The 12,285-nt window shown below is 31.6% G+C and carries 9 protein-coding genes; 5 read left to right on the top strand and 4 right to left on the bottom strand.

Annotated elements, in window-relative coordinates; translation table 11 throughout:
- Window positions 1-47: 47 nt before the first annotated feature.
- From BP92_RS0109155 to BP92_RS0109140, 4 genes are all read right to left on the bottom strand, one after another.
- Window positions 48-899 carry an N-acetylglucosamine kinase gene (locus BP92_RS0109155; RefSeq protein WP_026725787.1) on the bottom strand — a complete coding sequence of 284 codons (852 nt, stop codon included), beginning with the start codon at window positions 897-899 and terminating at the stop codon, window positions 48-50.
- A gap of 74 nt (window positions 900-973) precedes the next feature.
- Complete coding sequence (gap, locus tag BP92_RS0109150) at window positions 974-1,984, bottom strand: type I glyceraldehyde-3-phosphate dehydrogenase (RefSeq protein ID WP_026725786.1); 1,011 nt, start codon at window positions 1,982-1,984, stop codon at window positions 974-976.
- 27 nt (window positions 1,985-2,011) lie between these two features.
- Window positions 2,012-2,998 (bottom strand): 6-phosphofructokinase, encoded by a 987-nt coding sequence (gene pfkA / locus BP92_RS0109145; RefSeq protein ID WP_026725785.1) that lies wholly within the window; start codon window positions 2,996-2,998, stop codon window positions 2,012-2,014.
- Window positions 2,999-3,135: 137 nt separating this feature from the next.
- Window positions 3,136-7,575: a translocation/assembly module TamB domain-containing protein gene (locus BP92_RS0109140; RefSeq protein WP_245598371.1), complete on the bottom strand. Its 4,440-nt coding sequence runs from the start codon at window positions 7,573-7,575 to the stop codon at window positions 3,136-3,138.
- 162 nt (window positions 7,576-7,737) lie between these two features.
- On the opposite strand from BP92_RS0109140, the gene tsaD reads away from it, so the two are divergent.
- The 5 genes from tsaD (at window position 7,738) to BP92_RS0109110 (ending at window position 12,265) form a co-directional block, all read left to right on the top strand.
- Complete coding sequence (gene tsaD / locus BP92_RS0109135) at window positions 7,738-8,760, top strand: tRNA (adenosine(37)-N6)-threonylcarbamoyltransferase complex transferase subunit TsaD (protein WP_026725783.1); 1,023 nt, start codon at window positions 7,738-7,740, stop codon at window positions 8,758-8,760.
- A 4-nt stretch (window positions 8,761-8,764) separates the two neighbouring features.
- Complete coding sequence (locus BP92_RS16055) at window positions 8,765-9,733, top strand: prolyl oligopeptidase family serine peptidase (protein ID WP_150111903.1); 969 nt, start codon at window positions 8,765-8,767, stop codon at window positions 9,731-9,733.
- Between the two features lie 5 nt (window positions 9,734-9,738).
- Window positions 9,739-10,443 carry a 16S rRNA (uracil(1498)-N(3))-methyltransferase gene (locus tag BP92_RS0109125; RefSeq protein ID WP_026725782.1) on the top strand — a complete coding sequence of 235 codons (705 nt, stop codon included), beginning with the start codon at window positions 9,739-9,741 and terminating at the stop codon, window positions 10,441-10,443.
- Window positions 10,436-11,074 carry a DUF4159 domain-containing protein gene (locus BP92_RS0109120; protein WP_026725781.1) on the top strand — a complete coding sequence of 213 codons (639 nt, stop codon included), beginning with the start codon at window positions 10,436-10,438 and terminating at the stop codon, window positions 11,072-11,074. The genes BP92_RS0109125 and BP92_RS0109120 overlap by 8 nt, the downstream gene beginning before the upstream one ends.
- 225 nt (window positions 11,075-11,299) lie before the next feature.
- Window positions 11,300-12,265 carry a zinc metalloprotease gene (locus tag BP92_RS0109110; protein WP_026725780.1) on the top strand — a complete coding sequence of 322 codons (966 nt, stop codon included), beginning with the start codon at window positions 11,300-11,302 and terminating at the stop codon, window positions 12,263-12,265.
- Window positions 12,266-12,285: the final 20 nt, after the last annotated feature.

Raw genomic sequence — 12,285 nt, 5'->3', positions numbered from 1 at the left:
AAATCAATTGCTTCTGATTTGAGATTTTAACTACTTTAAATTTATTTTTATTTGTTTAAAATGTGATATTCAATTAAACCATCGATTGGTCTTCGTAACACATTTCCTATTGTAATTCCGCGTTTTTCAAGAATTGCTGTTAATTCGTCTTTCAAATAAAACGCAATCGAGCCAATAAAATGAACGGGAACTTCTTTGCAATTTTCGAACTGTTCAATATAATTTTCTACAAAAGCTTCCATTTCTTTTTGAATGAATTTTTGGCAGAATTCGGTGTCTTTATGACGAATTAAAAACTTAGCAAAAGTGGCTAAATACGCATTTGGATTGGGTTCTTTGTACAAATTATGTTTAATATAATCAGCATCCACATTGTATTCCTCTTCAAATTCTTGTGCTAATTCTTTTGGCATTTTGTTAAAGTAATAAGCACGAATCAAATGACGCCCAAAACGATTCCCAGAACAATCATCCATTGCAATATAACCCAGCGATTGTACTTTTTGATGCAATACTTTTCCATCAAAATAAGAACAATTAGAGCCTGTTCCTAAGATACAAACAATCGCTTTTTCATCTTTTGGAGTAGTAGCATATACCGCAGCATAGGTGTCTTCATGAACTACAACAGAAGCATTTGAAAAATAATCTTTAAAAACTAAGGTTAAGAAGTCTTTCATTCTATCGGTTCCACAACCTGCTCCGTAGAAGAACAAGTGCGTGGCTTTGTCTTTATTGTGCGAAATATCAAATTTATCGTCTAAACGATTGATAATTTCTTCTTTGTCTAGTACTTCAGGGTTTAATCCTAAAGTTTGAGTAGTGAATAATACTTTTCCGTTATCATCAATTGCAATCCAATCGGCTTTAGTAGAACCACTGTCAACAAGTAATTTCATTTGGTTGGTGTTAGTTTAGTTTAGGAAGCAAAAAATCCCGCACACAAATGTAACGGGATTTTTTAAAAGAAATATTATTTTAAACCAGCAACATGTACTGATAAATCAATTAGTTTGCTTGAATAACCATATTCGTTATCATACCAAGAAACCAATTTGAAGAAAGTTGAGTTTAATCCGATTCCGGCTTTAGCATCTACCACAGAAGTTCTTGAATCACCAACAAAATCTTGAGAAACCACATCGTCTTCTGTAAATCCTAAAATACCTTTCATTGAAGTTTCAGAAGCATTTTTTAGTACTTTCATAATTTCTTCATATGTAGTTTCTTTTGCTAATTTTACGGTTAAATCAACCACAGAAACATCAACTGTTGGTACACGGAAAGACATTCCAGTAAGTTTTCCGTTTAATGCTGGAATCACTTTTCCAACTGCTTTTGCAGCTCCTGTTGAAGATGGAATAATGTTTACACTAGCTGCACGACCGCCTCTCCAATCTTTTTTAGAAGGTCCGTCAGCTACCATTTGAGTGGCTGTTGAAGCGTGAACGGTTGTCATTAATCCTTCTACAATTCCGAAATTATCGTGAATTACTTTTGCTAATGGAGCCAAACAGTTCGTAGTACATGATGCATTAGAAACAATGTTATCTGTAGCTTTTGCTTCTGTATGATTTACTCCCATTACAAACATTGGTGCATCTGCTGAGGGAGCTGAAATTACCACTTTTTTCGCACCACCATCAATATGAGCTTGAGCTGTTTCTAAAGTGGTGAAAATTCCAGTACATTCTGCTACAACATCTACATCAACACTTGCATCGTCCCATTTGATTAATTTTGGATCTCTTTCCGCTGTTACACGAATAAATTTATCTTTTACATATAATTTTCCGTCTTTAACTTCTACTTTTCCATTAAAACGACCATGAACTGAATCGTATTTTAATAGATAAGCCAAATGCTCTACATCTAATAAATCGTTAATTGCTACTACTTCTACGTTATCTCTGTTGAATGTTTCTCTGAATACAATTCTTCCGATTCTTCCGAATCCGTTAATTCCTAATTTTACTTTTGACATTTTTATTTTCTTTAATTTACTAATTCATTATGATGATACGATATCGGATACTTTTACCAATTCCATATCGATTTCACTTTGTCCTTTGATGGCTTGTTCTAAAGGCGTTAAAGTGATTTTATCTTGATTCAAACCAACCATATAGTTAGATTTACCTTCTAACAAGGTTTCAACTGCTTTAACTCCTAATCTAGACGCTAAAACTCGGTCAAAACAAGAAGGAGAACCACCACGTTGCATGTGCCCTAAAACTGAAACACGAACATCATACTCTGGCATGTTCTCTTCGATATAATCTTTTAATTCGAAAACGTTTTTACCAATTTTATCTCCTTCAGAAACTACCACAATACTTGAAGTTTTTCCTGAACCTTTACTTCGTTTTAATGATTCTACAAGTCGATCTAAACCAAAATCTTCTTCTGGGATTAGAATTTCTTCTGCTCCTGCTCCAATTCCAGCATTTAGTGCGATATGACCTGCATCTCTTCCCATTACTTCTACGAAGAATAATCGGTTGTGTGAATTTGCGGTATCTCTAATTTTATCGATAGCATCAATTACAGTATTTAAAGCGGTGTCATATCCTAAAGTATGACTTGTTCCATAAATATCGTTATCAATAGTTCCAGGAATTCCAATCACAGGAAATCCGTATTCTTCATTGAAAATTTCTGCACCGGTAAAACTTCCATCACCACCAATTACTACAAATGAATCAATTCCAGCTGCTACCAAATTGTCGTATGCTTTTTTTCGCCCTTCAGCTGTACGAAAATCTGCCGAACGAGCCGATTTTAAAATAGTTCCTCCTTTATTGATAATATTTTTCACATCACGAGGTCCCATTTCTTTGAAGTCTCCTTCAATCATACCTTGGTAACCTCTATAAATACCTACACATTCCAAATTATAATAAGCACAAGCTCTAACAACTGCGCGAATGGCAGCATTCATTCCAGGAGAATCACCTCCAGAAGTTAAAACACCTACTCTTTTGACCTTTGTTGACATATTCTTTTTGATTGTTTATGTAAAGTTATAAAACGAAAAATAAAAAAACAGTGATTCTTGCAAACTATTTAATTATAGCTGCAAATTCAAACGTTTTCGTTAATAACTTTTTGATTTTTCTACTAAAAAACTACGAATTAATCGATTTCTGGAACTTTTACTGGCTCCTCTTTTACAGCTTCTATCGATTTTGTTTTTCGTTGGTTAATAAACTCTATAAATTCAGGTGGAAATTCTGAATCTGGTAATTCATCTTGTGATTTTGATGTATCGTCTTTCTTTTTGTTTTTGCCGAATATTTTTCGCATCATTTCTTTAAAATCATTGAACTCTACATTGTAGGTTATTCCTAATCCTTGAGTATATCCAATACCTTCTCCTACATAATTAATGTCGTTTTCACGATTAAATACGTGTGCATTAAGCGAACCATCTTCATTAATTTGAATTAAAACTTCTAAATTACCCACAATAACAGACTCAGTAACTCCACCAACAGGAACCCCTACTTTTCCATTTATCGAAATACGGTCATTAATTCTTGTATTCATTGTTACACCAACACGATCTGAAATCTCAGTTAGTCTATTTCCTTGTGAATAATCTAAACCTAATTGTAAATTACTATCTTCATCTGCAAACAAGCCATTAATGATTGAGCTTGCTCCTTCAATTAACGAACCATAAGCTGCGTTTCCTCCAGATTCTGCTGTTACAAACGTTCCTGTAGCCATCAATGCAAAAGCCTGTGTTTGACGTGTATCTTTGTCCTGCAATTTATAATCGATTTCGCTTTTTAATACTGAACTTACCGTTGGGAAATCAATGTTAAAATCAGGCTGTGGGTTACTTAAATTACCATTTAAAAGAATAGAAACATTGGTATCTACTTTTCTATTGAAAGAAGCGCTCTCAACTAAAACTGCAGGGTTTGCCATAGTTTTATAAGTTGCTTTTAAATCTAAAACCGCATTCATTGGTTGACCATCCCAACGAATAGTCCCTCCTTTTTCTACACTAAATTTTTTATCGATAATTCCTCCATATTTAAAATTATATTGCCCTTCTTGAACAATAAAATCGCCAAACATTTCAAATTTACCAAGTGTGTTTATATTCATTTGCATAGAACCTACTCCCGTTCCTTTCATAGCATGACCTGTTTCACGGTTTAGAATAATTTCAATATCGGCATCAGTGTCAATATCAAAATTAAAATCAAGTTCTAATCCTTGATATCTATTTTCTTTAACAATTTTACCTAAAAGAGATTTTTGATATTCTTCCACTGTCATAAAACTAATAAAGGAATTGTTTCCTAAATCTTCATCATCGTTTACCGGAATTTTTATAGAAGTTCCTTTCTCAGACTCACCTGCAACTTTAATATTTAATGCATCTACAGAGCCTGTTATACTCGCTTTTCCTTTCATAAAAGCTGTTCCGTAATAGTAGGCATCTTCTGAATCTTTTGTGTCTAATGCTAAAATATTATCCGAAATCAAATGCAAATCGAGTTCCCAATCGCCAAGGTTTTCATGACGTATCGTTCCATCAATTACTCCTTTTGTTTTGTATTTGGTATCGGTTACTTCAATTTTTCGAAGACTAAATTGATGCTCGGTTAAATCAACAATAGCATTTTTTTCAAAAGCATAATCCACATTCAAATATGGAACACGCATTCCGGCATCATTGAGATAAAGTCGTCCATCCATCTCAGGTTCGGTTAATGAACCACCAATGGTAGTTCTACCCGTGGCATTTCCTCTAACATCAGACAAAACACTTCCTAATAACGAACCAAATGGCGCTAAATTGAATTTTTCAAAACCAGCAACTAAATCTAAACTTGATTGTTGTCCCACAAAATTTATATTTCCATCCAAGAAAAAATGTTCTTGACCATCTTGTTTTAAACTAGAATTCACTTTAAACTGATTGAAATTTTCATTCCCTTCAATTTTAAAATCTAAATCGCCTAGTAAAAACTGATTGATTTTCAAGCTATCAATGGTTAAGTTTGAAATAGGCTCATACTTATTTCTATCTTGTTTGTAGGTAATATTTCCGTTGATTTTTCCGCCAAATGATAAACTATCTAATGCAGGCGTTACCTTATTTAAATCTACATCATCAAAGGATAATTTGAAATCTTTATAGGTAGAATCGCGCATGGTCCCAAAAAAATCAATCTTTTGATTGTTATGAGATAACGTTAACTTTTGAAAATCGAAATCTTTAAACTTTTTATCGAATACAATTTTATTGTCTTCTGTTTCTTGTTCGTTAATAAACCAAAGGTATTCTTTGAATTTAATCTCTGATTTTTTAAATCCAACTATAGATTGCTTATCTTCATTTATGGTATGATACAAGTTCAAATCATACGTATCTTCACTCTTAGGTCCACCTTTAAACTCAGAACGAACAAACAATGTATCTTTTAAGGTAACGTTAATTAAATTAAAATCAGCAATTTTATACTTACCATTTTTAATTGAATCAACTGTTATATAGGCATTATATAATGGATTCTTATTGTCGATTTCAATATTTACATTTTCAATAGTATTTTCATATGCAATGATATTTGGCGAAGTAAAATCGAACACAAATTTTCCTTCATCACCACTTATTTTTCCTTTAGCTTTTGTATTTTCAGATATTTTTACATCTGGTATAAAAACTTCAACAATTTTATCATAAATCGTTAAATCAAAATTTAAAAATTGTCCTTTTTCTAATTTATTTGGAGAATAATTGGCATACAAACTTCCTAATGCATTTTCTACCATTTTTTGCAATTGATTTACTTTGTATTTTCCAACAATTTGCCCTGTAATAATATCGGGAGAATTAATTTCAATAGTTCTAACTCGTTCCGCATCAAAAGAAGAAGTGATTTCAAAATCATCAAAAAAGTACGAATCTTTACTATTTTGGTACGAAACGTTATTAATTTTTAAAACTCCTGCTAAATCATCAATCGAATTTCCATCTGCTTTGAAATCGATAGTTCCTTTAAAAATAGATATAGAATCTGTTTTATAGAAATTTAAGATATGTAAATCAGCATAGTCAATTTGAGCTTTAAAATCATAATTTTTCGCTTTCAAACTTAAATCGACAGTTCCATCAAAATCCATTTTTAAATTGGGATCATTACTATTGAAATACCCTTTATAATAAGGCATTTTCATACTTCCATCAACCGTAATGTTTTGATAATTATATCCGTTATAATAAAATTTATCAATTTTTCCTTTTATAGCTGTATTCAACAATTTTTGCGTGAATCCTTTACCATCAACATCTAAATCTAATGTAACTTTGCCAATATCGTTTTGACTTAAAAGTGTTCCTAAATCAAAAGCGTCTAACTTAATATTTCCTTGATATGAAGCATTATCAATATTATTGATATTTTGCATTGCTAAATTACCTTCTAAATAACCCAATTGCGATAACATCGAAACATCGGCGTTGATGTATTTTTGAGTTAATTCTACAGCACCAGAAATATTTACATTTCCTAATTTAGCCAAAACCGATGGTAAATTATTGCCTAAAATTCGAGGTAAAATCGATTTTAAATCTTCATAATTGGAAGTAATTCGATCAAAGTTTCCTTTCATGTAAAACTCTTGATTTCCTTTTCCAAAAAGATTTCTAAAATTGGCAGTTCCAATAATTTCTGATTGATTCTTATCTACTAATTTTAAATTATGAGTTGTGAAATTATTCAATGTTCCAACTAAATGCGTATCAACATAAAAGACATTATTTTTCCCGAATTCATTGTAAAAATAATTCAAATCGTTTGAAGCAATCGTAGCTTTATCAAACTGAACATCAAAAATAACTTTGTTATTAAAATCTGAAAAATCTTTTCTGTTGTACTTCAACTCTACTCTACCTTTCATTTCAGATAAAGGAGTTTTCATTGCTAGTTGTTCTAACAATATATTTTTCTTGGTATACGTAAAATCAGCCGTAATATTTTCGACTAACAATCCGCGATGATCTTTGAAAGATAGCTTATCTATAAACGTGTAAACATTGGAGCCTTTGATAAAGAAATCTTCGATTTTACCATTTAATTGCGTAAAATCGAGCATTTTTGGCGTTTGAAGATTGTGGTCAATGTATTGAAAACGGCTGTTGTAAACCGTCATCTTATTGGCTTTCATTCTAAATCTTCCCGAAGAAGGAGAACCATCATCAAAAGCTTCAATGAATTTATCTAAGTTGGTATAATCTTCGTTTTTGTAATTTACAATTCTAACATCCATTCCATGCAAAACCACATCTTTCAAATAAGGATGACCCGGATCGTAAATTTTCTTAAAACTTAAAATAGAAGTATTTAATTTCTTGATATAAAACAAGGTGTCTTTATGATGATCTAAAACCAAAACATCTCCAAGTTTTACACTTCCGAAAGGCGTAATGGCAACTTTTCCTATTGCAATATTAGTACCGAAAGACTTATTTAAGCTATCAGTCGCGTATTTTCCTAAAGCAGTTTGCACAAAAGGTAACGACAAAAGAATACCCAATAAGAGAAACAGCAATAAAATTGCTATTAGGGAACGAAATAGTATTTTTTTAAATTTTTTGATACGTTCTTTTGTTTTAAATTTGCTACCAATTATTTAACTGGGTGTATAATCCAACAAAAATAAGGAAATTTGTAAGATAATTACAATATCCCTATTCCAAATTTCATGCCTAAAATGTCAGAAAGAAAAATATATACTTTAGCTATCGAAAGTTCGTGTGATGATACGTCCGCAGCCGTACTTTGTAATGATGTTGTTTTATCCAATATTGTGGCACGACAAGCGATTCACGAAGAATATGGTGGCGTAGTTCCAGAATTAGCTTCGAGAGCGCACCAACAAAACATTGTTCCGGTAGTAGATGTTGCTATAAAAAAGGCTGGAATTACCAAAAACGACTTGAATTGTATCGCTTTCACACAAGGTCCAGGATTAATGGGTTCACTGTTAGTTGGCGGTTCTTTTGCGAAATCGATGAGTATGGCTTTGGATATTCCGTTGGTAGCTGTAAATCACATGAAAGCGCATATTTTAGCTCATTTTATTGACGAAGAAGGTTTTGATAAACCTACTTTTCCTTTTTTGGCGTTGACTATTTCTGGCGGACATACGCAAATTGTGAAAGTGAATAGTTTTTTTGATTTGGAAATTATTGGAGAAACTACTGATGATGCGGTGGGTGAAGCTTTTGATAAATCGGCTAAGATTTTAGGACTTCCCTATCCTGGCGGGCCATTGATTGATAAATTTGCACAAGAAGGAAATCCAAAAGCGTTTCCATTTACCAAACCAAAAGTAGATGGTTTGAATTTTAGTTTTAGTGGTTTAAAAACCCAAATTCTATATTTCATCCAAAAAAATGTAGCGCTTAATCCCAATTTTATCCAAGAAAACAAAGCGGACATTTGTGCTTCTATCCAATACACTATTATTAATATTTTGATGGATAAATTGAAATTAGCTGTTGCTGAAACTGGAATTAATCAAATTGCGATTGGTGGCGGCGTTTCGGCAAATTCCGGAATTCGAACTACATTGAAAGAAGCCGAAAAAAAATACGGTTGGAAATCTTATATTCCAAAATTTGAATACACAACCGATAATGCAGCAATGATTGGAATTGTAGGGTATTATAACTTTTTAGAAGAAAATTTCAGTCAAGCTGATGTTACTTCTAAAGCACGAATTGAATTTTAAAACTATGAATAAAGCTTTCTTTCTTCTCTTAATTTCTTTAACAACTTTTGGTCAAAAAAAACCAGAAGATTTTGGATATAAACATATAATCTTCACATATAATAAAACAATTGTTGATGTTTTAATCCAATCAAAAAAAGGAGAAGAAAATATAAAAAAACCTTTATTTTTATTTTGTCAAGGAAGCATGCCGCAACCTTTGTTAAAATATGATGAAACTGGTTTGTATGGCACCTTTCCTTTTGATGTTAACGATTTTTTAGATGAATTTCATGTAGTTATAGTTGGAAAACCAGGTATTCCTGTAATTTCTGATGTTAAAGATTTAAAAAATAATTATCAATATTTAGTTGAAAACGATAGTGTTCCAAAAACATATTCCGATAACAATTATTTAGATTATTATGTTAACCGAAACAATTTTGTAATCAACAAATTATTGAAAGAAAATTGGATTTCTAAGAATAAATTAGTTGTTGCTGGACATTCTGAAGGAAGCACAATTGCAGCCAAATTAGCAACTAAAAACAATAAAGTAACCCATTTAATTTATTCAGGTGGAAATCCTTATGGTAGATTTTCAAGTATGCTTGAAGAAGAAGTTTACAAACGAAAAAATTATGAATTAATTGAATATTGGAAATTTGTTGTTGAGAATAAGAACAATTTAGAATACAATGGTGGTGATACTTACAAAGCTACATATGATTTTTCTCAACCATCAGCTGTGTATCTTAAAAAAATTAAAATTCCGGTTTTTATAACTTATGGTACTAAAGATTGGAATGCACCTTATAACGATTTATTGCAAATTGAAAGTATTCAATCTGATTTAAAAAATTTAACGTTCAAACCCTATTTCGATGTAGAACATAATTTTTTCCCAGTTAATGAAAATAGAGAACCAAACTATGAAATATATAATTGGGAAAATGTTGGAAAAGATTGGAAAAATTGGTTAAATAAAAATTAAAAATTATGCAACTATTCTATAATTCCGACATAAAACAAGGCGATGTCACCTTCTTTTTCGATAAAGAAGAAAGCAAACATATAGTTAAAGTTTTACGTAAAAAAGAAAACGATAAAATATTTATTACTAATGGATTAGGATATCTATTTGAATCGGAAATTATTTTAGCTTCTGAAAAAAAATGTGAAGTAAAAATCACAAAAGTAACCTTTCAAGAACCTGATAAATTTTACACACATATTGTCGTTGCTCCAACTAAAATGAACGACCGATTGGAATGGTTTTTAGAAAAAGCAACCGAAATTGGTATTCACGAAATCACTCCAATTATTTGCGATCATTCGGAACGAAAAGTGTACAAAATTGATAGAGCGGAAAAAATTATTCAAGCCGCAATGAAACAATCGTTACATTATTATATTCCAAAAATAAATGAACCGATTTCGTTCGCTCAATTCGTAAAATCGAATATAGAAAGACAAAAATTTATCGCACATTGTGAAGAAACGGATAAAAAATCGTTTAAAAACGAGGTCAACAAAGACGAGAAAGTTACTATTTTGATTGGACCAGAAGGTGATTTTTCTACAAAAGAAATCAATTTGGCCATTGAAAATGGATTTATTCCAGTAACTTTGGGAAACACAAGATTGCGAACAGAAACGGCTGCTTTAGTAGCTTGTCATACAATTGCTTTGATAAATGAATAAAATCTTAGTCCTTATAATATTGGTTTGGAATTTGGGTTATGCCCAAGAGATTGCTGTTGCCAAATATTCTGGTGGTGGTGATTGGTATGCGAATCCGACTTCTTTACCTAATTTGGCTAAATTTTGCAATCAAAATATCAATACTAAAATTAACACTAAAATTGCTACTGTTGAAGTTGGAAGTTCGGAAATATTCACCTATCCCTTCGTGCATATGACAGGTCATGGAAATGTTGTTTTTAGTCCGAATGATGTTATAAATCTTCGCAATTATCTTACTTCTGGAGGATTTTTACATATTGATGATAATTACGGCATGGATGAATTCATCCGAAAAGAAATTAAAAAAATATTTCCTGATAATTCGTTAACGGAAATTCCTTCTAATCATATTTTATTTCAAGAACCATTTAATTTTCCTGGTGGATTACCCAAAATTCACGAACATGACAATCAAAAACCACAAGCTTTTGGAATTTTCATCGAAGGGCGAATTGTTCTTTTATACACTTATCAAACAGACTTAGGAGATGGTTGGGAAGACGCAGAAGTACACAATGACCCTATTCAAGTTAGAGAAAAAGCACTAAAAATGGGTGCTAACATTTTAAACTATGCATTTAAAAATTAATTTGAAAAAATTTAATTTTTATTAAAATATGTAGAAAAACTACAGCAATATATTTTTCGATACCTTTTAATTTTGATTTGTTAAAATTTTGAAACGAAACATTAATGTTACACAATTTTTAAAGAAACTTTGATTTACTTTAAAAAAACACAAACATTATACTAAAACTTTTAGAATCTCGTTTTAAAATTATTAACATAATCAACTAACTAAAATGTATTATTTATGAAAAAAATTCTTTTATCAGCAGTTTCTTTGCTGCTATTGATTTCTTGTAGTAACGACGAAACAAGTTCTTCTACTAATTTAGCAACAACAACTTCAGGCCATGAACATCATAGAGGTTGCGCTTCACATGAAGTTCTTGAACAACAATTAAGAGAAAACCCTGAATTAGCAGCAAAAATGCAGGAAATTGAAAGATTTACTCAAAATGCAATCACTAATGGAAGATTAGTTAACGGAAAAATTGAAATTCCTGTTGTAGTAAATGTTTTATATAGAACTACTGCTGAAAACATTTCTTTAACACAAATACAATCTCAAATTGATGTATTAAATAAAGATTTTAATGCTTTAAATAGCGATTTCAATCAAGTTCCAACAACATTTTCGGGTGTTAAAGCTAACGTTGGAATTTCATTTGTATTAGATGCGGTTTACAGAAAATCAACTACAAAAACATCTTGGGGAACTCGTGATGCAATGAAAAAGACAAATCAAGGAGGGATTGCTCCTACTTCTCCAACAACAAAATTAAACTTATGGGTTTGTACTATTGGTGGTGGAATTTTAGGCTATGCACAATTCCCAGGTGGTTCTTCTGCAACTGACGGAGTTGTAATTGATTCTAAATATTTTGGAACTACTGGAACTGCAACAGCTCCTTTCAATAAAGGAAGAACAGCTACTCACGAAGTTGGTCACTGGATGAATTTAAGACACATTTGGGGCGATGCTACTTGCGGAAGCGATTTAGTAAGCGACACACCTACTCACAATACAGCTAACTACGGAATGCCTGTATTCCCTCACTACTCTACTTGTACAGGAACACCTATCGAAATGACAATGAACTACATGGACTATACAGATGATGCTGGAATGTACATGTTCTCAAACGGACAAAAAAGCAGAATGTTAGCTATTTTTGCCTCTGGAGGATCAAGATTTTCATTTGCTCAACCATAAATCAAATGAAACATTTGAGT

The sequence above is a fragment of the Flavobacterium sasangense DSM 21067 genome, from assembly GCF_000686885.1.
GTDB lineage: Bacteria > Bacteroidota > Bacteroidia > Flavobacteriales > Flavobacteriaceae > Flavobacterium > Flavobacterium sasangense.
The sequence above is the reverse complement of the archived record's forward strand: the minus strand, read 5'-3'. Positions and strand labels throughout refer to the sequence as shown.